The following is a 25,537-nucleotide window of genomic DNA, read 5'->3' on the forward strand; positions in this document are numbered from 1 at the left end:
ATGGAAACGGATCTGTTCCTGTGTGGAATAGATGATCCTTTTCTCGGAGACACCATGCCCGCACTTGTTCCTCTCGCCGCCGCCGACACGGGCAGCGCCGATGCCAACCGCTTTGCCGAGCTGGAAATGCTGATCCTGGTCGCCGAGCGCGGCAGCCTCTCGGCCGCTGCGCGCCACCTGGGCATCTCCCCCTCGGCCGTGAGCAAAAGCATGTCGCGGCTGGAGGCGCGCCTGGGCGTGCAGCTGCTGCAGCGCAGCACGCGGCGCCTGCATCTCACGCCCGAAGGCTGCCAGCTGTTCGAGCGCGGCAAGCGCGTGCTGGCCGACCTGGAGGAACTGGAGGCCTGCGTGGCCGTGCGCAGCGAACCACGCGGCCTGGTGCGCATCAACACCAGCTCATCGACCGGAAAAATGCTGCTCGTGCCCCTGGTGCCGCAATTGCTTCAGTGCCATCCCGGGCTGAGCCTGGAACTGAGCTTCACGGACCAGATCGTGGACCTGGTCGAGGCCGGCACCGACATCGCCGTGCGCTGGGGCCAGCTTCCGCCCTCGGACATGGTGGCGCGGCTGCTGGGCCACACGCGGCAGGTCATCCTGGCCTCTCCGCAGTACCTGGCCCGCATGGGCCGGCCCACCCATCCCGATGAGCTGGGCCACCATGTGCGCCTGGGCTGGAGCTACCAGCGCGCCATACCGCACTGGCCGTTTCTGGTGGACGGCCAGCGCGTTGCCGTCGATATCGGGGAGGTGGTGCGCGTCAACGACGGCGACGTGATGCGCGAGCTGGCGCTGCACGGTACGGGCCTGGCCCGCCTGTCGCTGTACCACGCCTGGGCCGACGTGCTCGCCGGCCGGCTGGTGCCCGTGCTGGAGGAATTCAACACGGGCGACCTGGAACCCATCCACGCCGTCTACCTGGGCAAGCCCGACCGCCTGCCCCCGCGTACGCGCGCCGTGCTCGACTTCCTGCAGGCGCATGTGGACCTGCGGCATGCTGAGCAGCTGCCGGCGCTGCCCTGAGGGGTGGCCGGCAGCGAGGGCGTCACTCCTGCTCGGCTGGCAGAGGTGCGGCGTTGAAGGACAGGTTCTCGATGATGTCGTGCAGCACGGTGGGCACTGGGTCCACGGGTGCGTCGGCCGCGTAGACGATGCCTGTACCCACGCCCTTCGGGTCAAGCAGGCGTTTGACCACCAGCACCTGTTCGGGGCGGGTGCCATTGGTGCGGGAGCTGCCTTCACCCTCGTTCACGCTGTAGACGAAGTAGTAGGAGCGCAGCAATTGGCCGTAGTTGTTGACCTTGACGCACAGGACGCCGCCCGCCAGATTGCCCCGGATCTGGTGTTCGCAACCAAACAGCCTGTCCGCCGTTTCCATCAGGCCATTGCCGTTCGCGGTGGCAGGCGTTTGCAGCTGCATATTCACCACTTCGGAAGCAACGCCTTCGCTGCCGAACGAAGTCAGCGCCCAGAGTCCCCTCAGGCTGGATGCCACGGCGGGGTAACCGAAGTTGAAACGCGAAATCGCCACTTCCTGTTCGCCGGGCAGCGTGATGAAACCCGACACGCCGCTGGTGAAGCGCATGCTGACCTGGCCCATGTTCCGGTCTTCGGAGCCCGACATCGGGCCGCTGCCCAGAAAGCGGCCGCCCTTGTAGCGGATCAGCGGAGCGGCAAAGCGGTTATTGGTCAGCGCGCCCGAGGTCATGTAGAAGGTGGGCTGGCCGCTGGGCTCGTAGGCATACATCTGCATGACCAGCGTGCCGTTCTGTGCATCGATGGCCAGCCCGCGGCCCGGTTTGCCATTGAGTTCCGACGTCACCACCCAGGTGCCATTGCTGGGCATGAATGCGTGCGCCAGGCCGCAGCCCAGCAAGGTGGCCGCAGCCAGTATTTTTTTGAACATGAGTCCCTCTCTATTGGTGAACGGCGAAGTCTGTGAAGGATTTCACCGGGAATGGATTTTCAACGAAAGCCGCCAGTTACGGAAGATCTCTTGGAAGATCCAGTGGGCTTTGGCGGATTGGTGAGATGACGGCTTGATGAAGCCAGATGGCGGAATATCTCAAACAGTGCATGTCCTGGAGGATTCAGCACTGCGCAGCCACATGCCGGACGCTCTTCTCGAGATTTTATGCAGCGGATTCTCGATGAATTTGAAGTAGAGCAAGGAACAGATCACGACCGACACAAGATAGACAAGCAGCGAGAGCTTTCCGCCACCTATCCACAGCAGGCCGGGGATCTTGGGAAAGAGCAGGCCGTAAAGAATGACCAGCAAGGGAATGTGCAGCAGGTACAGCGCATAGGAGGCATCACCCAGCTTGCAGAAGAAGCGGCTCAACAGGCTGCCGGACGAGGGCAGCAACGCGGCCAGTGCCACCAGGCCCAGGGAGGCGCTGCCAAACAGCATCACCCGTTCGGGATAGTAGAGAAACGCCGCCATGCCCACGCCCATGAGGCCGCCATATTTCTGCATCCATATGCTGGCGCACAGTGCCACGGCGGTGAATAGGGACCATGCTGCAATGGACTGCCCGGGTTTTCTATGAATCCACTCGCTCAGCAGAAAGCCAGCAATGAATTCAATGATCAGCGGAGATGTCAGAAAAACATTCAAGAGAAAATTGTTTTCCCTGGGCGTTGCCGACCGATAAACCCCCAGATTGAATTGCACGGCAACAATGACCACGAATGCCAGCAGCAAAGCAAGGAACACGGGAACGGCCTGCTTTCGTGTGAAGCAGAGCATGGCGCCAATCAGCAGATAGAAATACAGCTCATAGGTCAGCGTCCATGAGACATTGAGCAGATAGAACTCCTGAGGCAGCAGCAGAAATGACTTCCAGCGGCTGATTTCTGGTCCGTTGAAAATACCAAGCCAGATGCTGAGAAAAAGCACCAGCAGGAAGGCTGGCCAGTAACCGCTGTAGATTCTCAGGAAGCGCCGGAAGACAAAGCCGGATGCCGTGCTGGCTCCGGGCTGCATGGAGCGCGTGGTCTCGGCCATGATGAAGCCGCTGATGACGAAGAAAATATCGACACCGGCGAAGCCGTAGACGGAAATCTCGGTGATCCAGGCCGGGATGTTCGCGTAGTGGGCCGGATGCACATTGGGCGGAAGCGTATGGTGCAGAACCACGAGAAAGGCGGCAATGAATCGCAGTATTTGTATATTTTTATAGATCATGCAGCCAAGGTGATACCTGATAGTGCATGCCTGCCTGACATGCGGTTGCGATATGGAGGGTGAATCTGCCGGAATCTTTTGCCATGCGGCCTGGCCGTTGATGGCTACCTTTGTGGACTGGCGCCATCCTAAACCAAGACGGCTCTATGGCGGCAAGGTGCGCGTGGATGCGGTCTATCGTTCAATGCGAAAAAGCTGCCCGATCGGCAGCTTTGATCTCGGACCCTTGCAGCTGCACCGCAAGACAAATGGGCTATCTGACCAAGGGTTTCATACTGGCAAAGCTCTCTTGCCGGCCCCCATCCCTCCCAATCGCCCAGGCACACCAGGCCGATACTGCTCCCGCAAACACCACATACAGGCACACCAGCCACGGGCTGCCGCCGGCTGTCTTGACCAGCGCCGTCGCAATGATGGGCGTGATGCCGGACGCGAAGATCCCCGAGAACTGGTAGACGAAGGAAATGCCGGTGTAGCGCACCTTGGCGTCGAACAGGTCGCAGAAGAGGGCGGCTTCGGGACCGTAGACCGCCGCGTAGAGAATGCCGAAGGGCACGACGATGGCGATCCATATCAGCAGCACATTGCCTCCGCTGTGGGCCATGAGCCAGAAGGCCGGGAAGGCCGAGACCGCGGTGATCAGCGATCCCCACAGATACACGCGACTGCGGCCCAGGCGGTCGGACAGGCGGCCGAACAGTGGAATCGTGAAGCACATCACCACGGCGGCGACCATCACGCCGATCAATGCATCGGTGCGGCTGATCTGCAGGGTGGAGGTCAGGTAGCTGATCGAGAACACGCCGAAGACGTTGAAGAAAACGCCGTCGATATAGCGTGCGCCCATGCCCTTGAGCACATTGCCCGGATAGCGGCGCATCATGTCCATGAAGGGAATCGCGGTCTCGGCATTGCGTGCCTTGACGGCTGCGAATTCGGGCGTCTCCTTCACATGCAGGCGGATGTACATGCCCACGGCCACCATCAGGCCCGAGATCAGGAAGGCGATGCGCCAGCCCCAGGCCATGAATTGCTCTTCCGTACACAGCCAGGACAGCAGGGCCACCACGCCCGAGGCCATGAACAGGCCGATGGCCAGGCCCACCTGGGGCAGGGAGGCGTAGAAGCCCCGCTTTTCCTTGGGCGCGTATTCGTAGGCCATGAGCACGGCACCGCCCCATTCGCCGCCCAGACCTATGCCCTGGGCCACGCGCAGCAGCAGCAGCAGGATGGGCGCGGCCACGCCGATCTGCGCATGCGTGGGCAGCAGGCCGATCAGGAAGGTGGACACGCCCATGATCATCAGCGTGACCACCAGGATGCTCTTGCGCCCCACGCGGTCGCCGAAGTGCCCGAAGATCACCCCGCCCAGCGGCCGCGTGACGAAGCCCACGGCAAAGGTGGTGTAGGCCAGCAGGGTGGAGATCAGCGGATCGTCGCTGGGAAAGTACAGCTTGCTGAACACGATGCCGGCGACCACGCCGTAGAGAAAGAAGTCATACCACTCGATGGTTGCGCCGATGAGCGCGGAGGTCACCACCTTGCGGATGACCCTGGGATCGGTTGCCGTCGTCATGCTGTCTCCTGGTTGTCTGTCGCATTGCCGGGATGCAGGAACGGGCAGTCATGCGACCTTGAGCTGCCCTGTCTCTCCGTGCCTGTCTTCGCGAACCATGTCGGCGGCCTTCTCGGCCATCATCACCACGGGCGCATTGGTGTTGCCCGAGACCAGGGTGGGCATGACCGAGCAATCGACCACGCGCAGCCCGGCCATGCCGTGCACGCGCAGCCGCGCATCGACCACGGCCAGGGCATCGCTGCCCATGCGGCAGGTGCCGCTGGGGTGGAAGATGGTGGCGCCGTGGTTGCGGCAGAACTCCAGCAGCTCCGCATCGCTGTGCGCATCGGGGCCGGGCTTGACCTCGCGCTTCACGAAGGGGCGCATGGCCGGCGTGTCGGCAATGGCGCGTGCCGCGCGCACGGCCGCCACGTTGGTGCGGCGGTCCAGGTCGGTGGCCAGGTAGTTGGGCTGGATGGAGGGCGGCTCGAAGGCATCGCGCGAGCGGATGCGCAACTGCCCGCGTGACTCGGGCCGCAGCTGGCAGACCGACATGGTGAAGCCCGAGTACGGATGGACCTGGCCGCCTGCCATGTCGGCCGACAGCGTGGAGACGTGGAACTGGATGTCGGGCGTGGCGGCCACGGGCCGGCCCTGCTCGTCCCTGAGCGCACGCATGAAGCAGCCGCCCTGGTTGATGCCCACGGCCAGCGCGCCCGAGCGGAACAGCAGCCACTCCAGCCCCAGCCTGGTCCTGCCCACCCAGGAATTGAGCTGGTCATTGGTGGTGATGGACTGGCTGCATTCGTAGCCCAGGCGGATCTGAAGATGGTCCTGCAGGTTCTCGCCCACGCCCGGCAGATCGTGCACCACGGGAATCCCCAGGGACTGCGACAGCGCGGCCGGGCCTATGCCCGACAGTTGCAGCAGCTGCGGCGACTGGATGGCGCCTGCCGACAGAATCACTTCGGCCCGCGCCTGGGCCTGGCGCTCCTGCCCGCCTTGCCGGTAGCGGATGCCGGTGGCGCGCCGGCCACGCAGCACCAGCTGAGTGGCCATGGCATCGGTCTCTATGCGCAGATTGGGGCGGCGCCGGGCCTCGCCCAGATAGGCCTTGGCCGTGCTGCAGCGCAGGCCCTTGTGGGTGGTGAGCTGGTAGTAGCCTGCGCCCTCCTGGTCGCGGCCGTTGAAGTCCTCGGTGCGGGGCACGCCGACCTGGCCTGCACCGGCGATGAAGGCCTCGATCAGCGGATGCCGGGCGCCGATGTCCGAGACCTTGAGCGGCCCGTCCGCGCCATGGCCCGGGAAGGCGCCGCGCGCATTGCCTTCGGACTTCACAAAGTAGGGCAGCACCTCCTCATACGACCAGCCCGCATTGCCCAGCGCCGCCCAGTGGTCGTAGTCCTCGCGCTGGCCGCGCACGTAGATCAGGCCGTTGATCGAACTGCTGCCGCCCAGCGTGCGGCCGCGCGGCCAGTAAATGCGCCGGCCGTTCATGTTGGGGTCCGGATCGGTCTCGAACTTCCAGTTGTAGACGGGGCTCCACATGGTCTTGCCGTAGCCGATGGGCAGGTGGATCCAGGGCGAGCGGTCCGGCGGGCCTGCCTCCAGCAGCAGCACCCGCGTGGTCGGGTCCTCGGACAGGCGCGCGGCCAGCACGCAGCCGGCAGAGCCTGCTCCCACGATCACGTAGTCATAGCTGTCGATAGGGTCCGGCATGCAGTGGCTCCTTTTGAGTTTCTTTTGAAGGAACTATTTGTTCCTTTTGATGAAACTTATTCGTTGCCACCGTGGACTGCAACCCCGCGCAAACCCTTGCCGCCTCCTGGCGATCAGGCATGATCGAAAGCGTTTCCGGCCTTTCACACGACACGACACCGCCCCATGCCGCCATCCCTTGCCAGCGCTGCCCCGGACCCCACCCCTGCACGGCAGGACGAAGCGAACTCGGTCTCCGATCGCTCCCTGGCCGTGCTCGATTTCGTGACCCAGGCCGAGGCCCCGCCGGGCCTCATGGACATCGCAGCCGCGCTCAACCTGCCCAAGGCCACGGCCTCGCGCCTGTGCTCCCACCTGGAGGCGCGGCAATGGCTGCTGCGCCACGAGGGTGACCGCAGCTTCTCGCCAGGCCCCAAGCTGCTGAGCCTGGCCGTGCGCGCCCTGCAAGCCGACCCGCGCCAGGCCCTGCGCCATGAGCTGCTGTCCCAACTGGTGGCCCGTCTGGGCGAGACCTGCAACCTCACCGTGCTGGACGGCACGCGCGTGCGCTACCTGGACCGTGTCGAGACCCACTGGCCGCTGCGCATCCAGCTGGAGGCCGGATCGATGGTGCCCATCCACGCCACGGCCAGCGGCAAGCTGTTCCTGGCCCATATGCCTGCGGCCCGGCGCGCCGCCATCCTGGACAGCGTGGAACTCACCGCCTGCACGGCCAACACGCTGACCACGCCCGAGGCGCTGTCACATGAGTGCGCGCGCATCGTGCGCGAAGGCCACTCCTGCGACCGCGAGGAATTCATGCGCGGCATGATCGCCGTGGCCGTGCCCGTGCGCGATGCCAAGGGCCAGTGCCGCGCCACGCTGGCCGTGCATGCGCCGGAGGTGCGCATGCCGCTGGCGCAGGCGCTGGAGGGCCTGCCGCACCTGAAGGAAACGGCCCAGCGCATGGCCGGCCTGCTCTTCTGAGGCGCTGGGCACCCCGGAAAAAAGGCCCCCACGCTGCCCTTGCTGCGCAAGGTCCGCTGCCCACCAGGGGGGCGCTTTATGCCTTGGGGCGGCCAGGCGGCAAAAAAAGGGCCTCACTCGGAGGCCCTTGTCGTCACTGGAAGCCCAGCGTATGCGGCAACCAGGTGGACAGCGCGGGGATGAAGGTCAGCAGGCACAGCACCACGAAGTGGGCCAGCAGGAACAGCGGCATCTCGCGCGTGAGATCGGTGATGGACACGCGCGTGGCCACCGAGGTCACGAACAGCAGCCCGCCCACGGGCGGCGTGATCATGCCCAGCGTCAGGTTCACGATCACCACCATGGCGAAGTGCGTGGGATCGATGCCCAGGCTGAACGCAATGGGCGCCAGGATGGGCACCAGGATCATCACGCCGGGCAGCGGCTCCATGAAGATGCCGAACACCAGCAGCAGGATGTTCACCGCCACCAGGAACAGGGTGGGCGACAGCTGCCAGCTCACGATCAGCTCGGACAGGTACTGCGGAATGCCCTCCACCGTCAGCACCCAGGCAAAGGCGGCCGAAGTCGCCATCACCAGCAGCACCGAGGCCGTCAGCATGGCCGAGCGCGCCGCAATGCCCGGCAGCGCCGACCACTGCAGCGTGCGGTAAACCCACTTGCCGCAGACCAGGGCGTAGAACACGGCCACCACCGACGCCTCGGTGGGCGTGAAGATGCCGAAGCGGATGCCCACCACGATGAGCACGATCAGCATCAGCGCGGGAATCGCCTTGAAGCTGTTGATCCACATCGTGCGGCCGTCGGGGCGCTGTTCGGTGGAGCGGTAGTCGCGCTTCCTGCACACCCACCAGTTCACGGCGGCCATGGCCAGCGCGATCAGGATGCCGGGGATGAAGCCGGCCATGAACAGCCCGCCCACCGACACGTTCTCATCCTGCAGCGCGTAGATGATCATGCTCACCGACGGCGGAATGATGGGCCCCACGATGGCCGTGCTGGCCGTCAGCGCCGCCGCGTAGGAGCGCGCGTAGCCGGCCTTGTCCATCATCTTGACCATCATCGAGCCGGGGCCGGCCGCATCGGCCAGGGCCGAGCCCGAAATGCCCGAGAACAGCGTCAGCGACAGCACATTGGCATAGCCCAGGCCGCCGCGCAGATGACCCACGAACTGCGCGGCAAAGCGCAGCAGCACATGCGTGAGCGCCCCGCCCGACATCAGCTCGGCCGCCAGGATGAAGAAGGGCACGGCCATCAGCGGAAAGCTGTCTATGCCCGTGAACATCTCCTTGAACACGATGAGCTGCGGATAGCGGCCCCCCACGAAGACGGCCAGTGCGGCGGAGATCGCCAGCGCGAAGGCCACCGGAAAGCCCAGCGTGAGCAGGACGATGATGGCGATGAAAAGCGTGATACCCATGATGTGCGTTCGAATCAGTTATTCATGGCAGAGCGATGGAACTGACACGCTCCAAGGCAGGAGACACCAAGCAAGGGCCTGGGCCAGCCGCGCCGCCCCGCAGCGAGGGTGTCGTCCCCTGGGGGAAGGCGCGCAGCGACTCAGGGGGGTCATATGGATGCGGCTGCGTCGGCATCCATCTCGTCGGATTCGGCGAACGAGCCGTCTGCGATATAGCCGCGCGCAATGAACAGCAGATGCACCAGCATCAACACGAAGCCCACGGGCATGGCCGCGTAGACGAAGGAGATGGGAATGTCCGTGGCCGCCGTGGTCTGGAAGCGCGTGGCCCAGACGTACTGCGACGAGGCCACCGCCATCACCGCGCAGAACAGGCCCACGCCCAGCACCACAAGGCGGCGTAGCCACTGCGCCTTGCGCGTGCCCACCGAGCGGTGCAGGTTGTCGATGGCCACATGGCCACCGAAGCGCAGGACCAGGCCCGCGCCCAGGAAGGTGACCCAGATCATCATGTGCCGGGCCACTTCCTCGGCCCAGACAATGGAGTCGCCCGTGGTGTAGCGCAGCACCACATTGGCAAACACGATGCAGGCCATGGCCAGCAGCAGCACGATCAGCAGCCAGCGGTTGCAGGCCACAAGGGCGCGTTCGATTCGGTTGAGCATAGGAGTAGGCGAGGGCAGGAGGGGAGTGGCGCAAGGGCCGGGCTGCCGCCGGAGGTCAGATCATCGGCGCGGGCGCCGTGCGGGGCCACAGGTGTTGCCCGCAGCGGGTCGCCCTGCATTGCGGGCCGCAGCCCGCAATGCGTCAGGGGATTACTTGGCGTTGGCGATGGTGTCCAGCGTCTTCTGGCCGAACTTCTTCGCGTATTCCTTATAGGCCGGCTCCAGCGCGGTGCGGAAGGCGGACTGGTCCACCTTCTCCACCACCTGCATGCCGTGGCTCTTGGCCTCTTCCACGCCCTTCTTCTCCACCGTGTCCACGAACACGCGCGAAGCGATGGCACCTGACTTGGCGCCCTGCGTGAAGGCCGCCTTCTGGCTGTCGTTCAGCGTGCCCCAGAACGAGGGCGACACCAGCAGGGCCATGGGCGCGTACACGTGGGCCGTCAGCGTCAGGTGCTTTTGCACCTGCCACAGCTTGGCCGAGGCCAGCACCGAGATCGGGTTCTCCTGGCCGTCGATCGTGCCCTGCTGCAGCGCACCGATCACTTCGGGCCAGGACATGGGCGTGGGCGATGCGCCCAGCGTGCGGAAGGCCGTGATGTGCACGGGGTTCTCGGTCACGCGGATCTTCAGGCCCTTGAGATCGGCCACGCCGTTGACGGCGTGCTTGTTGTTGGACAGGTGGCGAAAGCCCTGCTCGCCCCAGGCCAGCGCGACCAGGCCGCGCTTGCTGAACTTGGCCAGCAGCTCCTGGCCGAAGGCGCCGTCCAGCACGGCGCGCGCATGCTGCGTGTCGCGGAACAGGAAGGGAATGTCCACCACGCCCACATCGGGCACGAAGTTGCTGATGGCGCCCGTGGAGACGATGGCCGCCTCCACCGTGCCCAGCTGCAGGCCCTCGATCAGCTCGCGTTCGCCGCCCAGGGCGGACGCGGGGAACTGCTTGAACTTGTAGGCGCCGTTCGTGCCCTTTTCCACCGCATCGGCCCAGGCCTGGGCGGCCGCGCCGTAGTGCGAATTCACGGCCAGGGCGTAGCCCACCTTGACCTCCTTGGTCTGGGCCAGGACGGCGCCAGCCGAGGCAGCCGCCATGGCGGCCACGCAGGTCGAAAGAAGGGTGCGGCGGATCATTTGCATAGCGGCAGTCTCACTTGTTGTGTGTTGAAAAATGGCCCCCACGCTCCCCTTGCAGGGCAAGGTCCGCGGTCCCCCGCAGGGGGCCGCTTTTCATCCTGGGGCGGCCCGGCGATGAAAAAAAGAGCCCCTGGATTGTAGTGACCACTCCCCTTGTGGCGACCACGTACAAAGCGCTCGTCATGTGCGTTGATGTACATCTGATTTGGCGATGTCGTGGGCAGCGACCGGCATATCAACCAATGGACAGACGCACCGGCTTTCCCACGCGGCTCAACATTTCAACCAGGGCGTCAATGGTGAACTTTGCAGTCTTTCTGTTCACCACATCCGAGATGCGCGGGCGGGACACCATCAGGATCTCTGCCGCGTCTGACTGCTTCAGGTGATGCTGTGCAATCCATTGCGCCAGCTCCGCCATCAGCTGCTCCTTGAGAAGATGGGTGTCGTTGATCTGCTGGCGCGATGCAGCTTGCAGCTTCAATGCCTCGTCTTCAGGAAAGCCCAGCTCCAGAAAGAGGTTTGCCTTCGCCTTGGTCACATGGCGGATTTCTGTATCGATCTTCATTTGTTGGCCTTTCTCATGTGGACCACGGCACGGTAGCGCGCCGATGCGATGTCCTTGTCGTGCCGGCTTGTCACCTGTGATTTCTTCTGGAAGCAGTGCAATACATAGACCGCTTCCTCGAACTTGGCCACATACATCACCCGGAACGCTCCGCTGGCGTCCCTCACGCGGATCTCCCGTGTCCCGGCGCCCACGTCGTCGAAGGGTTTCCAGTCCTCCGGTTCCTGGCCTGCCTGAACCTTGCTCAACTGAAAGCCCGCATCTCGCCTGGGGCCTGCGGGAAAGTCCCGCAGATCGTCGTATGAGGATCCGACCCAGCGGATGTCTTTGTCCTGCTCCATGGAAGATCCTTGTATAAAATTTTATACAGGCATGCCGAAGGCGTAAAGCGGCTGTATGGCCTTTCGAGTGCGTGCATCAAAGCAAAAACGCCCGAGGCGCAGGCATCGGGCGTTTTGCGTCATGGCAGGGGTGCCGTCTTCGTGCGCACGGCTCAGCGTGCCCCGATCCGCTCGAACTCGCTCTCCACCGCCGCATGCGCCTTCAGGATGCTTTGCGAAGGCGCAGGGCCCATGCGGCTGACGACCACCGTGGCCAGCCAGGCCAGGATGAAGCCGGGGATGATCTCGTACAGGCCCAGCCAGCCGAACTGCTTCCACACCAGCACCGTCACGGCGCCGGTGATGATGCCGGCCAGCGCGCCGCCGCGCGTCATGCGGCTCCAGAACAGCGACAGGATGATCACCGGGCCGAAGGCGGCGCCGAAGCCGGCCCAGGCGTAGCTGACCATGCCCAGCACCTTGGAGTCGGGGTTGCTGGCGATGGCGATGGCGATCAAGGCCACCAGCAGCACCATGGCGCGGCCGACCCAGACCAGTTCGATCTGGCTGGCGTTCTTGCGCAGGAAGGTGCGGTAGATGTCTTCGGTCAGCGCGCTGGAGCACACCAGCAGCTGGCACGACAGCGTGCTCATCACGGCCGCCAGGATGGCTGCCAGCAGCGCGCCCGAGATCCAGGGGTTGAACAGCTGCTTGGTGATCTCCATGAACACCGTCTCGGCATTGGCGTTCACGGCGGCCGCGCCAGCGGGGTTGGCCGCGAAGTAGGGGATGCCGATGAAGCCCACGGCCACGGCGCCGGCCAGGCACAGGATCATCCAGGTCATGCTGATGCGGCGGGCCGAGGGAATGGTCTGCACCGACGATGCCGCCATGAAGCGCACCAGGATGTGCGGCTGGCCGAAGTAGCCCAGGCCCCAGGCCAGCAGCGAGACCACGCCCACGAAGCTGGCGCCACGGAACAGGTCGAACTTCTCTGCCGCCACGATGGCGTGCAGGTCCTGGCCCGGCTGCAGATGGCCCTGCACGGCCAGCCAGGCGATCACGGGCGCCAGGATCAGGGCCGTGATCATCAACGATGCCTGGATGGTGTCCGTCCAGCTCACGGCCAGGAAGCCGCCGATGAACACATAGGCGATGGTGCACAGCGCGCCCACCCACAGGGCCGTGCTGTAGGGCATGCCGAACATGTTCTCGAACAGGCGCGCTCCCGCCACCACGCCCGAGGCGCAGTACAGCGTGAAGAACACCAGGATCACCACGGCCGTCACGATGCGCAGCACGCTGGAGTGGTCCTCGAAGCGGTTGGCCAGGTAGTCGGGCAGCGTCAGCGCATTGCCGGCGCGCTCGGTGTACAGGCGCAGCCGCGCCGCCACCAGGCGCCAGTTCAGGTAGGCGCCCAGGATCAGGCCGATGGCGATCCAGGCTTCCGACAGGCCGGACAGGTAGATGGCGCCGGGCAGGCCCATCAGCAGCCAGCCGCTCATGTCCGAGGCACCGGCCGACAGCGCCGTCACGAAGCTGCCCAGGCTGCGGCCGCCCAGGATGTAGTCGGAAAGATTCTTGGTGCTGAAGTAGCCGATGGCGCCGATGCCGAGCATGGCGACCAGGTAGATGGCGAACATGATCGCCGTCGGGTCGTTCCAGTTGAATTGCATTGAAGTGTCCTGCGTTGGTCGTGTTTTTTCGGGTGGTGCGGGGCGCTTGCCAGGGGCCGGTTGTGCCGGCCCCGGCGGTTCAAGCCATGGTCATCAGTTGAGCGTTTCCGCCTGCGGCAGCGGTATTGGTGCTGATGGATTGCTCGTGGAACAGCGCGGCCAGGTCATAGCCGCGGCCCGCGTGCAGCTCGTCGCTGTTGCGGCTTTCCACGCGCACCAGGGCGCCGTCGCGCGCGGCGACCTGGGCGCAGACCTGCAGCAGGGCGTCGCCATCGCCCTCGAACAGCAAGGCCGCCATGGGCGCTGCCGAATCGCCCAGGGAGTCGGCGCTGGCGCTGTGCAGCCATGGCACACCGGCATCGCCCGCAGCGGCGCGCAGCGCCTGCCAGGTGGCGGCGCAGCCGCTGTCGGCGCCTGTTCCGTTGTCGGGCAGCACCGCATGGCAGGCGTTGCCGCTGGCCAGGGCTGCTGCCACCTGGGCCACCAGGCCCAGCGGCGTACGCGGCAGTGCCCAGACGGGGCCGCGCGGCAGCAGGCGGTAGCGGTTGGATTCGCCCGTGGGGCCGGGCAGCGGCATGGCCGCGTCCAGGCGCGATGCGGAGGCTGCCGCGTCGCAGGCGGCCAGGGCCTGCACCTGCTCGTCGGCGGACATGGCATCCGGCGGCGCCTTGGCCAGCGTCTCGCGCAGCAGGCCCAGCAGCTGCAGCGGCGCCTGGACGGGCGACTCCGCCCGTGCGAAGACCGACAGCGCCGCGCTGGCAGGCCCCTGCACCAAGCGGTGCAGATACAGCGGGCCGCCGGCCTTGGGGCCCGTGCCCGACAGGCCCATGCCGCCAAAGGGCTGCACGCCCACCATGGCGCCGATCACATTGCGGTTCACATAGATGTTGCCCGCATGCACGCGCTGGGTGAGGTGGGCAATGGTCTCGTCGATGCGGCTGTGCACGCCGAAGGTCAGGCCGTAGCCGGTGGCGTTGATGCCATCGACCAGCGCGTCCAGCTGCTCACGCCTGAAGCGGATCACGTGCAGCACGGGGCCGAAGACCTCGCGCTGCAGGCGCTCCGTGCTGTCGATCTCGATGAGGGCGGGTGCCACATAGTGGCCGTTGAGCACGCCGTCCTTGCGCTCCACGCGGGTGACCTTCTGGCCCGCTGCGGTCATCTGCTCTATGTGCTCCTCGATCTGGCGGCGTGCCGCGTCGTCGATCACGGGGCCCACATCGGTGCTCAGGCGGTCGGGGTTGCCCAGCGTCCACTCCTGCAGCGCATCGCGCAGCATGGTCAGCGTGCGGTCGGCCACCTCTTCCTGCAGGCACAGCAGACGCAGGGCAGAGCAGCGCTGGCCGGCCGAATCGAAGGCCGAGGCCAGCACATCGGCCACCACCTGCTCGGCCAGGGCCGAGGAGTCCACCACCATGGCGTTCTGGCCGCCGGTCTCGGCAACCAGCGCAATGGGGCGGCCTGCGGGCGACAGGCGGCGCGACAGCTGGCGCGCAATCAGGCGTGACACCTCGGTGGAGCCCGTGAACATCACGCCGGCCACCAGCGGATGCGCCACCAGGGCGGCGCCCACGGTCTCGCCCGCACCGGGCACCAGCTGCAGCGCATCGCGCGGCACGCCGGCCTCGTGCAGCAGGGCCACCATGGCGGCGGCCGTCAGCGGGGTCTGCTCGGCGGGCTTGGCCAGCACGGTATTGCCGGCAGCCAGGGCTGCGGCCACCTGTCCGCAGAAGATGGCCAGCGGAAAATTCCAGGGGCTGATGGCCAGCACCACGCCCAGCGGGCGCTGCGTGGCGTTGTCGAAATGCGCAGCCACCTGGGCGCCGTAGTAGCGCAGGAAGTCCACCGCCTCGCGGATCTCGGCCACCGCGTTGGGCAGGGTCTTGCCGGCCTCTCGCATGATCAGGCCCATCAGCGGCTGGCTGCGCTGCTCCAGCAGATCGGCGGCGCGGGCCAGCGCATCGGCGCGGGCGGCAGCAGGCGTGCCGGCCCAGATCGGCGCGGCCTGGGCGGCGCGGGTGGCGCAGGCCTCGGCCTCGGCAGCGGTGGCCTCGCGCACCCAGCCCACGATGTCGGACAGCTCGGCCGGATTGCGCATGGCCTGCCAGCCCTCGGCACGCGCCGGGTCGGCAGGCAGGTCGGCCTCTGCGGGCGCGGCCAGATAAGTCTGGCGCGTGCTGTGTAGCAGTGCGGCGGCCAATGAGGCCAGCTGCTGCTCGTGCGCCAGATTCAGGCCCTGGGAATTGGCGCGGGCCTGCGCGTCTTTCTCGCCCTGCCGTGCAAACAGGTCGGCCGGCAGTGCAATGCGCGGGTGCGGCGCACCCAGCCGGCCTTCAACACGGGCGATCTTCATCACCTCGTCCACCGGGTCGGCCACCAGCTCGGAGACCGGCACGGAGGCGTCGCCGATGCGGTTCACGAACGAGGTGTTTGCACCGTTTTCCAGCAGGCGGCGCACCAGATAGGCCAGCAGCGTCTCATGGCTGCCCACGGGCGCATAGATGCGGCAGGGGCGGGCCAGCTTGCCTTCGGAGGCCGGGCCCGTCACCTGTGCGTACAGCGGCTCGCCCATGCCGTGCAGGCACTGGAACTCGTACTGGCCGCTGTAGTAGCTGCCGCCCACAGCCTGGGCCATGTGGTAGATGCTGGCCAGCGTCTGCGCGTTGTGCGTGGCGAACTGGGGGTAGACGGCGTCGGGTGCGTCCAGCAGCTTGCGCGCGCAGGCCAGGTAGCTCACGTCCGTATAGACCTTGCGCGTATAGACGGGGTAACCGGCCTGGCCGCCTTCCTGGGCGCGCTTGATCTCGCTGTCCCAATAGGCGCCCTTGACCAGCCGCACCATCAGGCGGCGGCGGCTGCGGCGGGCCAGGTCCACCAGGTGGTCCAGCACCTGCGGGCAGCGCTTCTGGTAGGCCTGGACCACAAAGCCTATGCCGTTCCAGCCCTTGAGCGAGGGCGCGGCACACAAGGCCTCCAGCAGGTCCAGCGACAGCTCCAGCCGGTCGGCCTCTTCGGCGTCGATGTTCATGCCGATGTCGTACTGCTTGGCCATCTCGGCCAGCCGCAGCACGCGCGGCAGCAGCTCGGCCATCACACGCTCGTACTGCGCGCGGCTGTAGCGCGGGTGCAGGGCCGACAGCTTGATAGAGATGCCCGGCCCCTCGAAGATGCCGCGCCCGTTGGACGCCGCGCCGATCGCGTGGATGGCCTGCTCGTAGGCCTGCAGGTAGCGCTGCGCATCCGCCTCGGTGGCGGCCGCCTCGCCCAGCATGTCGTAGCTGTAGCGAAAGCCCTGCTTTTCATAGGCGCGGCTGTTGGCCAGCGCCTCGGCGATGTCCTGGCCCGTCACGAACTGCTCGCCCATCAGCTTCATGGCGCGGTGCACGCCCTGGCGGATCAGGGGCTCGCCGCCCTTGCCGATCACGCGCGTCAGCGCCGAAGACAGGTTCTTCTCGCTGCTGGTGGATGTGAGCTTGCCCGTCAGCACCAGGCCCCAGGCCGCCGCGTTCACGAACAGCGAGGGCGAGCGGCCCACATGGGCGCGCCAGTCGCCCTTGCTGATCTTGTCGCGGATCAGCGCATCGCGCGTGGCACGGTCGGGAATGCGCAGCAGCGCCTCGGCCAGGCACATCAGCGCCACGCCTTCCTGGCTGGACAGGGAAAACTCCTGCACCAGCGCCGCCACGCCGCTGCCGGCCGGCGCATCGCGCAGGCCCTGTACCAGCCGGGTCGCCAGCTCGCGCACCCTGTCGGCCTGCTGGGCATCCTGGGCGCGTGCCAGCGGCAGCAGCACGGGCAGGCACTCGGGCTCGGGCCGGTGCCAGGCGGCCGTGATCGCGGCGCGCAGCGGCGTCTGCGGCAGGATGGATTGGGCGAATTCCAGAAAGGGTTGCACCTCTTGGCTGGCGTTGGGTTGCGCCTCTTCGATCGCGACATCGCCAGGGCTGTCGCCTGCGCCTGCAAGCCGGATGGTGGTTGCGCCGCGCTCCAGCGCATCGACGTACTGGACGACGGCCTGCTTGATCAGCCAGTGCGGTGTGCGACCCATCTGCTGGGCTGCGACGCGGATGCGCTCGCGCAAGGCGTCGTCGACTTTGATGCCTACGGTGGTGGACATAATGGATTGGAAAGGGAAAGTGGTTTTTCGATGACTGGGGTGCAACCGGATTCGGCGTGATTTCACATGGGTTGCACCTTTTTTGATAGGGGGTAAACCCTTTATGTTTACCCAGGTAAGCTGGGTCCCGTGGAGCCCGTCCAGGCGGGCCGCTCTCACGGCCTCTCGGGTCTTCCCCCGGATGGCTCCAGCGCCTGCGCTTACTGATAGTGGATGGTGAACTCTGCGGAAGCATTGGCGCTGCCGGGTACAACCCGTTCTTCCGTTTGAACGTAGCGCCCCTGCAGCGGAATCGAGAACGCCGTCTGCCCTTGCGGAACGTCGCCAGCCAACCATCGGCTGGTGCCGTCCGCCTCTGAGCCGAACCGCACCGGCTTACCGTTGCTGAGGATTTGCGCGGCAATGCCGCGTGCCGTGGAGGTCCTGTTCAGTGTGAGGTTGGAGGACGTGTTGTTGCGGTCGGTCACATCGGTCAGCGTCACGTACACCTGCGTTGCGGTCCCTGTATCGCCGCCCGAGCAGTCCAGCTGAATGTTCTGTTCCTCGCTGCTGGCGCTGGTGGCTCCCACGCCACCGGACGACCTCATGAGCACGGCGCCCATGTCGAACCTTATTTCTTTCACCCTGACCTTGCAGGTAGGAACGCGGGGACGAATGACGACCGGGCCCGCGAAACGAAAATCGACCAGCAATTGTCCGGTCGCATCATTGGCACGGGATTGAGCGAATGAGCCAGATAATGTGCCCCCACTGGAGATGGGGCCCGTTTTGATTAATTCGATATCATAATAAAAGCTCGCTTCATTCCAATTGCCACTTGTCTTTGGAACTGTTGAGTAGACCAAAAAAGGGAACGGAATTGTGAAGGCGCTTAATCTTATCTTGATGTTCTTGATGGTTCCAGGGGCTGCATAAAGACCATTTTCATGAGGGCCGATGCCTGTGAGGTAGTCTTCTATTCCAGGAACACATTCAAACTGTGGATTCTTGGATTCTGGGATTTTATTGGTAAGTTTCAACGGGCCGCTGTATTTGTAGATGGTGCTTCCAATGTCGTAGTCACCAGGTGCGAATTCGGGAACTGTCATGCCGGAGAGTTCGGCCGTAAAGTACGGCAAGCCGTCGCTGGTGTTCAATTTGCACAAGGACCATGTTGAAGGGGTAGTCAAGGCCCAAGTCAATGGAATAAATGAACTTTTGAGGATGCGAAGTGCATTTTTCACGGAGTTTCCTTTCGAGCATCGGGTAAGGTCTGCCCAATGCACACATGAACGTTGGTTCCCCAAAGGCTCAGAAGTATCAGACCGTGCTACTGATAGCTCATCGTGAATGTGGCAGCACCATTGGCCTTGCCCGGCGTCACCTGGGCGGCGGTCTTCAAATAGCGGGCCTTCAAGGGAATATCCAGTTTGCCTTGCCCAAATACGGCGCTGCCTGCAAACCACTGGTTGGTATTGCCCGCGGCTGCGGAGTTCTGGCCGAATTTCAATGGAGTATCGAGCCTGGTGATCTGGATGGCTACGCCTGTTGCGTTGGATGCCTGGGACGCCGTTGCGCTGTTGCCCCCAGCGCGATTCAGCGAAATATTGAAGGCTTGTTCGTTGGCTGTGGTGCCCACGGGCGTGGAAGACGGAAAGAACACATTCCCCAAAGGAAGATTTATGGTGGAGGCGGATACGCGGCAGGTGGGCACCTGAGGGATGATTTGTACTGGTGTGATTGTTTGAAAATCGACCAAGAGTTGGCCAGAATTGCTGCCGGCACGGTATTGCAATATTGAACCGCTCAATTTTTCAATCTGCTGCGTGCCGCTGGCGCGTAAATGGGCGCTATCGAAAAGCTTGTCGGTTGCCGCACCATGTGGTGTTTCCTGGGCGAGCGCGAACCCTCTTTGGGGAAGAGGGCTCACCTCAGGTTCAGGTCTTGTCCACCGCCTTCAAGGCGCTGATCCTCAGGCTGGGCTGCAGGATGGCCAGCGGACGGTCAGCCCGCAAGGTTTGCTGCGGCGGCTTGTGCTTGCCGGTGCCTGCGTCGTGCCCTGCCGCTACGGGAGTTCTGCCCGCGTTGCCGATGACTGGTGCAGTGGTGGGCAAGGCGCTGATCTTGACGCTCATGCGCAGGCCGTCCAGGTCGCGCTCCAGCTGCAGTGCCTGCTGGCTGCCGCTCGGCTGTGTGGCACGAGCGGGCAGCACTGCCGCCGCAGTGACTGCCGGGGCGCTGGCGACTGCCGTGGCCGGTGCCGTTGCTGCCATGCGTTCCTGGGTGATGCCGGCCAGAGCCACAGCCGACGCAGCGTTGGAGGCCGGGGCGCCGGCCACGGCTGTCTTGGCATTGGTGGTTGAGGTTGCCGCGGTCTTGCCCGGCTTGGCAGATGCCACGTCGGTGGCCGCAGGCAGCAGCTTGTTGCTGGCCACGCAGGGCAGTTCCAGGCTTTGCGGCGGCTGGTGGGTGGTGCTGCGCTTTCTTTCAGGCAGGGTATAGGAGAGGTTGCAGCCCACCATGCCGGTGTCGGTCTTCCACTGCACCTGCAGCTCGCCCTGGTCTGATAGCCCGCGCGCCAGCAGCTTGCCGGCCTGGCCGATCACGCCCAACTCCTTGCCGTCCATGTCCAGCACGCTGGCGCCAAAGGGCACAGGCATGTTGCCGGCCTGCCGCGCGCGGATCACGGCCGAGCGGCCGTAGGCCGTCTTGAAGACCAACAGCGGCACGGCACCGGCCAGCGGCGCGACGTGCTGGCTGGTTTCCTTGAGCTCAACGTCGGTGGAAAGGCCCTTGGGATCAATGGAGACCTCGTTCATCGAGAACGGTGTGAGGTAGGGCACGACGGCATAGCCCCGGCTGTCCACCTTCACTCCGGGCGCGTTGTTGATGCGCGCGCCCTCCGCGTTCTTGGCCTCCACGATGGCAAAGGTGTCAGACACCGATTGCGACAGCGTCACGCCGCCCGGGTGGGCCACGATGGCGCCACGCGCGCCTACCGAGAACTGCTGGTAGCCGCTGCTGGCGCTGACGCTGCCGCTGAGTTCGGTCTGCGATGCGCGGTAGGTGGCGTTGGCGCTGGCACTGGTGCTGCTGCCATTCATGCCACCGGTGTTGTGGTTGGCGCTGAGGCCGTAGGAGATGGCGTTGTCGTCGCCCAGCAGACCGGACAGGTTGGCCTGGGCCTGCACGCGGCCGCGCGAGTCGCGGTTGGTATTGGTGGAGAGCATCATGCCGCGCTCCATGCTGAGCGGAATCGACAGGCCCACGTGCAGGAACGTGTTGGACTGTCCCCAGGCATCACGCTGGCGCGCCGCAGAGAGGTTGTAGGAGATGTTGCGGAACGAGTTGCTGTAGCCAATGGCGTAGTCGACGTTGGAGCCCTGTCGGTTCCAGTACTTGGCAGTGGACGCCGTGAGGCTGAGGTTGCCTCCCCCAGGCCCGAACTGCTGTCCCATGACCAGGGAGGCGCGGTTGCGCGGCCGGTACAGGTCCGTGGAGGGCCGTAGCAGATTGGCCTGATCCCGTGCGCGCATGGCGTCGTTGAGGCCGAAGAATCCGTTGGTGGAGTAGCGATAGGCGGCAATGGCCACGTGGGTGCCGGTCTGCGCAAAGGACTTTGCGTAGCTGGCCCGCAGGCTCTGCCCGGAAAAGGAACCGTCGTGGGGGATGCTGGTGGAGGCGTGCGTGATGTCTGCACCGAAGGCGCCCCAGGGCGTGGTGAGCGCTGCGCCAATCATGGGCGAGATATGGCCCTTGGCCAGGGACACGCCGCCGTAGCCTGTCAGCATATTGGTGAAGCCGTGCTGCCACGTGGCCTGGGAGAACATGGGCGAGGTGTTGGGCAGGTGGCGTACCACGCCCGCAGTGAGGCTGTATCGGTTCTGCCCTTCACGCAGCGACAGCGGCACGGCCGCGTAGGGAACGGAGAAGCTGCGCACGGCGCCATTGGCCTCGGTGATGCTGACTTGCAGGTCGCCACCGTAGCCCGTGGGATAGAGGTCGTTGATGACGAAGGCGCCGGGCGCCACCGTGGTTTCGTAGAGCTTGATGCCGTTCTGCGTGATGGTGACTCGGGCATTGGTGTTGGCCACGCCGCGCACCACGGGCGCGTAGCCGCGCTGGGAGTCGGGCAGCATGCGGTCATCACTGTTCAAGCGTATGCCGCGAAACGAGGTGGAGTCCATCAGGTCGCCACCCGTGTAGGTGTCGCCCAGTATGAGCTGGGAAGACCAGTCGGCAATGTCGCGCTGTGCGTAGGTGGAGATGTTCTGGTAGTTGCCCCGTCCAGTGTCCGCCCAGCTGAAGGAGCCGTTGTGCCGGAAATGCCAGCGGTCGATGTTGACGCCGCCGTTCAGGCCCAGGTAGCTCTGCGTGGTGTTTTCTGCGTTGCTGGAGCGCCCGTGGTAGGTGTTGAACTGGTAGCCGAGCAGGCCGACAGGCACGCCGGCGCTCCATTGGTCGGGACTGACATAGCCGCGCACCGAACGGCGTAGCGAGGCCTGGGGCACGCTCAGGTCCAGTCGCTGCTTGCCGAAGTCGAAACTGGTCAAGGCGCCCGCAACGATCTGGTCCAGACGGTTGCAGCCACCGTCGGCCGCCAGCTTCAAGGCGGCCTCGGGCGGCAGGCGTGAGAGGTCGATGCCCACCTTCTCCAGCAGGGCCTTGTCCAGGCAGGGCAGCGCGTCCTGTGAGCCGGACTGGGCCTTGAACTGCACTTCGCGGCGGCCAACCCAGTTGCCGTTGATGTAGATGTCGGGGCTGTAGTTGCCGGGCGTGACCACGTTGGCGCGCGAGTAGCGCGAGACGTCAATGGTCTGCTTGCCGGTGTTCAGAAAGCTGGGGTCGAAGTCGACGGCAGCCGGCGTGGGCTGCCACTGGCCGGTGGACGTGGAGGTCGTGACTTCCTTGACCTGCTGCCCCTGCTGGGCCTCGGACTGCCAGCACACCAGCACGGAGAGCAGCAGCGCATGGCCGGGCTTCAGTTGGAAATATCCGGCAGGGCCTTGGCCTGGCCCCGGCATTGTTCCTTTTCCTTGCCTTGTATGCCGGCTTTTGATTCCCTTTTCTGAATCTGGAAAGACTGGCCTGATCATTTGCTTATCTCCTAATGCTGTGCGCCCGATGCAAAGCGAACGGCCAAGGCCGATGTGCCAGTCCCGGTAAAGAGACCGATGCCGTTTCGCCGGGTATTAACGCTGGGTATCGGTGTGCTGGCCGGGCTGAAAATGCAGTGGCACTAGATAATCAGGCCGGAAAGGACGGGGGATTCGCGTGGCTTTGCTCGCATTGCCCTGTTTATTGGGCGGAATTTCCGATTCTGGCTTCGTGGTTGAGACTGGCGCCCCAATCATTGATGCTGCTGAACATCACCGTGGCACCTGCCGCGCCAGCCATATTGACACCCGCAGGTTCCTTGATTGGAAAGGTGGCCACCTGGCCGGGAAGAACGGGCCCGACGCCTGCCTCGAAGGATTTGCCGCCGAGTTGCACTTCAACGCCAGCCACATTGACCACAAAGGCGCTGGGATTGCGTGCTTTCAATACAGGCTGGTTTTTGGCGTCAACGTCTACCGACCATTGAAGCTGGGCAGGAGCTTCCTGGGCATTGCCGGGCAGGTTGCTGGGTCGGTACATGAGCTTGACACGAGTGCGAAAGGCGAACTGGAGATTGTTGGAGTCGCCTTCCATTTCCGCCTTGGGCGGGACGTCCAGCACGTTGAGCCAGAACAGGGATTCCTTGTCGGCAGGCAGTGCTTCGCCCGAATAGATGATGCGCAACGTCTGGCTCTTGCCCGCCTCGATGCGCATGATGGTGGGCGTGATGACGAAGGGAACGTCGATGTTCTCAGGCGATTCCTGGTTGTTGCCCTTGTCCAGCCAGGTCTGCACCAGGGCAGGTTTGCTGCCTTCGTTGGTGAGCTGGATGGTGGCTTCCTTCTCGCCACTGGGGAAGATGATGCGCGTGCCCGTCAATGTCACGCTGGCCTGTGCCGCCGTTCCAAGAAGAAGGGACAACAGGATGGCAGCAAGCCCATATGAACGTTTGATCGTCAGCATCGGAGAACTCTCTGGGTTTTGAGCGAAAGAATGGGGTCGGGCCCATGTCACGAAAGCAGAAGACACGGCATATCGACCACCGCAAGGCGGCCGATATGCCTGAAAGTCAGTGATTACTGATAGACCAGCGAGTAGGTCACCGAGGTGTCGGTACGGCCTGCGGTCACGGGGCCGGTGGCCACGTATTCGGAGGCGAAACGCATGATGGCCCGGCCATTGCCACCGACCTTGTTGTCGATGTCCACAAAGCGCGATTGGGCGGAACCGATCTTCAGGCGCTCGTTGTTGCTGGGATCCACGATGGCGATCTGGACACCGGAGGCCACGGCGGGCGCACCAGTACCGCTGGCCGCTGCGGGCTTGAGCATGCCGGTGACCAGGTCCACGTTGGGGCCGGCTTCGAAGAACACGGCGACCTTGGAGACGGGCGCTGTGGAGGTGGCGGTGGCCAGCTCACAGCCGCTGAGTTCCAGCGAGAACGCCTGGCGGCCGACCGTGGCACCCACGGTGGCCAGCTGGTTGTTCGCCACGTTGGGCAGCTTCACGCCGTCCTTGGCGGCGCCGGCGACCGTGGTGTCCACCTTGCAGGTGGTGGTGACCACCTCGCCCGTGAAGTTGATGGTGCCGTCTGCTGCTTGAGCGGTGTTCATGGCCATCATGACCAGGCCGGCAACCGATGTCAGCAATGCGATCTTTTTCATGGGTATTCCCTCGAGTTGAAGAGATAAATGAAATTCCAGCAGCGATGAATGCGCTGATGGAATAGGAGAGTGTGTGAATGGTTGAGTGGTTAATAAATCATCAGTGTTCCATGTTCACCTCATCAATCCAATGGTTGGTAACTGTCAGCATGGTCAATGATTTGCAGGGGTTGCGATCATGCTGGAATAGGTGGTGGCGCTGACATGGAGAAATTGTTCGGATGAGGGAGCGTTGGCGAGGGATGGGCGAGGTTTGTTTCTCTGGCATGTTTGAAATTGAATTGCTCAAAGACACCAGTGCCCAATGGCGCGGACGGGGTTCAGGAGAGAATATGTCAAAGAAAAAGGCGAAAAAACCTGTTCTTTGGGTATGTGATGGATTCTAGGTGTGCGCCGCCGTTATATGAAATAGGGCGCATTCTGATTATTTGAGCCTGAATCTAGGAATAGTCCTAGATTTGCTCTGTCGAATGGGGGAAAGAGGGTGCGCAGCCCGCCTGCGCCGGGCGGTTGCCTGTGCTGAGGGTGATGGTGTCTGCGGAGGGGGCGCGGGTCCCGCAGATCGGGAGGGGTGGTCGAGGGCGAAGGCCTGCAAGGGCAGCACCGGCCCTCGGCCCTGTGGATCAGGGGCGCTGGGACAGCAAATACTGCGCCATTTCGGCAAAGCCGTCGCCGCGCTCGGCCTGCGTGACATGGCGAGGCAGGTGCTTGAGCTGGGGCACGAAGCGCGCGATGTTGGCCACGCCCAGGCTGTGGGGCATGTGCTCGAACATCAGCTGGTCGTTGGTGGAGTCGCCGATGTAGATCCAGCGGTCCAGCGTGGCGTCGAGGTCGATGTCGAACAGGGTGCGCAGGATCCATCGCGCGCCTTCGAGCTTGTTGTGCGCGCCAAACCAGCCGTTGATGTGGATGGAGCTGACGGTGGCGTTCATGCCCGCCGCCTTCATGATGGTCACGCACCGGTCAATGTCCTGCTGGGGCATCTGCGTGAATTCGCTATGGTCCACGGCAATGTCGCATTCGCGGCCCGCCGAATCGGTGGCGCGCAGCGCGCCGGGCACGGTGGCCTCGATCTCGGCCAGCACCTGCTGCATCCGCGCGTAGTTGGCAGTGCGTGTGGCCTCGTCCTGCTGGTAGAGCTTGTCCAGCCCGCCCTGCGCATTGCGCCGCAGGGCCACGGCGCCGTTCTCGGCCACGATGGCATCCACGGGCCAGGCCTGGGCAAACGGCTCGCTCCAGCCTACGGGGCGGCCGGTGATCGGTACCACGCGCAGCCCGGACTGCTTGAGCCGGGCAATGGCATCAACGACATGGGCCGGCACCACGCCTTCCGTGGTCAGGGTGTCGTCGATGTCGGTGAGGATGCCGAGCGGCGATGCGGGAGGTGTCCAGAGGGACAGCGGCTGGAGGGTTGTAGGCACGGTCGTCAAAATGCAAAAAGCCGCCCGGGGCGGCTTGTAAAAGGGC

The 25,537-nt window shown here is 64.5% G+C and carries 19 protein-coding genes; 2 read left to right on the forward strand and 17 right to left on the reverse strand.

The genetic code is table 11. The features are described from left to right. The first annotated feature begins 54 nt into the window (after positions 1 to 54). Positions 55 to 1,020: a LysR family transcriptional regulator gene (locus AC5I49_RS22460; protein ID WP_495789909.1), complete on the forward strand. Its 966-nt coding sequence runs from the start codon at positions 55 to 57 to the stop codon at positions 1,018 to 1,020. A gap of 22 nt (positions 1,021 to 1,042) precedes the next feature. Here AC5I49_RS22460 and AC5I49_RS22465 read toward each other — a convergent pair whose 3' ends face one another. The 4 genes from AC5I49_RS22465 to AC5I49_RS22480 all read right to left on the reverse strand — a co-directional run bounded on the left by AC5I49_RS22465 (position 1,043) and on the right by AC5I49_RS22480 (position 6,464). Then, positions 1,043 to 1,903, reverse strand: coding sequence for a hypothetical protein (locus tag AC5I49_RS22465; RefSeq protein ID WP_154833361.1), 861 nt, complete (start codon positions 1,901 to 1,903; stop codon positions 1,043 to 1,045). Positions 1,904 to 2,062: 159 nt separating this feature from the next. Next, entirely contained in the window at positions 2,063 to 3,187 is a 1,125-nt protein-coding gene (locus AC5I49_RS22470) for an acyltransferase family protein (protein ID WP_133073110.1), read from the reverse strand. 253 nt (positions 3,188 to 3,440) lie between these two features. Next, complete coding sequence (locus tag AC5I49_RS22475; protein ID WP_133073109.1) at positions 3,441 to 4,763, reverse strand: MFS transporter; 1,323 nt, start codon at positions 4,761 to 4,763, stop codon at positions 3,441 to 3,443. Positions 4,764 to 4,811: 48 nt separating this feature from the next. Next, entirely contained in the window at positions 4,812 to 6,464 is a 1,653-nt protein-coding gene (locus AC5I49_RS22480) for a GMC family oxidoreductase (protein WP_495789910.1), read from the reverse strand. Between the two features lie 165 nt (positions 6,465 to 6,629). Between AC5I49_RS22480 and AC5I49_RS22485 the strand changes: the two genes are divergently transcribed. Continuing rightward, the gene (locus AC5I49_RS22485) at positions 6,630 to 7,430 is read left to right on the forward strand and encodes an IclR family transcriptional regulator (RefSeq protein ID WP_047327930.1); all 801 of its coding nucleotides are present in this window, start codon (positions 6,630 to 6,632) and stop codon (positions 7,428 to 7,430) included. A 133-nt stretch (positions 7,431 to 7,563) separates the two neighbouring features. On the opposite strand, the gene AC5I49_RS22490 is transcribed toward AC5I49_RS22485, so the two are convergent. The 13 genes from AC5I49_RS22490 to AC5I49_RS22550 form a co-directional block, all read right to left on the reverse strand. Beyond that, on the reverse strand, positions 7,564 to 8,850 hold the full coding sequence (locus AC5I49_RS22490; RefSeq protein WP_046984092.1) for a TRAP transporter large permease: 1,287 nt from the start codon (positions 8,848 to 8,850) through the stop codon (positions 7,564 to 7,566). 149 nt (positions 8,851 to 8,999) lie between these two features. Next, the gene (locus tag AC5I49_RS22495; protein WP_013800419.1) at positions 9,000 to 9,515 is read right to left on the reverse strand and encodes a TRAP transporter small permease; all 516 of its coding nucleotides are present in this window, start codon (positions 9,513 to 9,515) and stop codon (positions 9,000 to 9,002) included. A gap of 150 nt (positions 9,516 to 9,665) precedes the next feature. Beyond that, positions 9,666 to 10,652, reverse strand: a complete 987-nt coding sequence (locus tag AC5I49_RS22500; RefSeq protein WP_495789911.1) for a TRAP transporter substrate-binding protein — start codon at positions 10,650 to 10,652, stop codon at positions 9,666 to 9,668. A gap of 232 nt (positions 10,653 to 10,884) precedes the next feature. Beyond that, a complete protein-coding gene (locus AC5I49_RS22505; RefSeq protein WP_013800421.1) occupies positions 10,885 to 11,217 on the reverse strand; it encodes a helix-turn-helix domain-containing protein in 333 nt (110 codons plus the stop codon). Further along, positions 11,214 to 11,558: a type II toxin-antitoxin system RelE/ParE family toxin gene (locus AC5I49_RS22510; RefSeq protein ID WP_013800422.1), complete on the reverse strand. Its 345-nt coding sequence runs from the start codon at positions 11,556 to 11,558 to the stop codon at positions 11,214 to 11,216. Before AC5I49_RS22510 ends, AC5I49_RS22505 begins: the two co-directional genes overlap by 4 nt. A gap of 152 nt (positions 11,559 to 11,710) precedes the next feature. Then, positions 11,711 to 13,213, reverse strand: a complete 1,503-nt coding sequence (gene putP / locus AC5I49_RS22515) for a sodium/proline symporter PutP (RefSeq protein ID WP_495789912.1) — start codon at positions 13,211 to 13,213, stop codon at positions 11,711 to 11,713. A 79-nt stretch (positions 13,214 to 13,292) separates the two neighbouring features. Beyond that, a complete protein-coding gene (gene putA, locus AC5I49_RS22520; protein WP_495789913.1) occupies positions 13,293 to 17,330 on the reverse strand; it encodes a trifunctional transcriptional regulator/proline dehydrogenase/L-glutamate gamma-semialdehyde dehydrogenase in 4,038 nt (1,345 codons plus the stop codon). A gap of 200 nt (positions 17,331 to 17,530) precedes the next feature. Continuing rightward, complete coding sequence (locus tag AC5I49_RS22525) at positions 17,531 to 18,553, reverse strand: fimbrial protein (protein WP_495789914.1); 1,023 nt, start codon at positions 18,551 to 18,553, stop codon at positions 17,531 to 17,533. A gap of 86 nt (positions 18,554 to 18,639) precedes the next feature. After that, the gene (locus AC5I49_RS22530) at positions 18,640 to 19,239 is read right to left on the reverse strand and encodes a fimbrial protein (RefSeq protein ID WP_495789915.1); all 600 of its coding nucleotides are present in this window, start codon (positions 19,237 to 19,239) and stop codon (positions 18,640 to 18,642) included. 7 nt (positions 19,240 to 19,246) lie between these two features. Then, positions 19,247 to 22,333, reverse strand: coding sequence for a fimbria/pilus outer membrane usher protein (locus AC5I49_RS22535; protein ID WP_495789916.1), 3,087 nt, complete (start codon positions 22,331 to 22,333; stop codon positions 19,247 to 19,249). Positions 22,334 to 22,607: 274 nt separating this feature from the next. Then, positions 22,608 to 23,369, reverse strand: a complete 762-nt coding sequence (locus tag AC5I49_RS22540; RefSeq protein ID WP_016452763.1) for a fimbrial biogenesis chaperone — start codon at positions 23,367 to 23,369, stop codon at positions 22,608 to 22,610. Between the two features lie 113 nt (positions 23,370 to 23,482). Further along, positions 23,483 to 24,070 carry a fimbrial protein gene (locus AC5I49_RS22545; protein ID WP_034363243.1) on the reverse strand — a complete coding sequence of 196 codons (588 nt, stop codon included), beginning with the start codon at positions 24,068 to 24,070 and terminating at the stop codon, positions 23,483 to 23,485. A 623-nt stretch (positions 24,071 to 24,693) separates the two neighbouring features. Then, positions 24,694 to 25,491: an HAD-IIB family hydrolase gene (locus AC5I49_RS22550; protein ID WP_495789917.1), complete on the reverse strand. Its 798-nt coding sequence runs from the start codon at positions 25,489 to 25,491 to the stop codon at positions 24,694 to 24,696. Positions 25,492 to 25,537: the final 46 nt, after the last annotated feature.

It is taken from the genome of Delftia sp. (assembly GCF_059499305.1).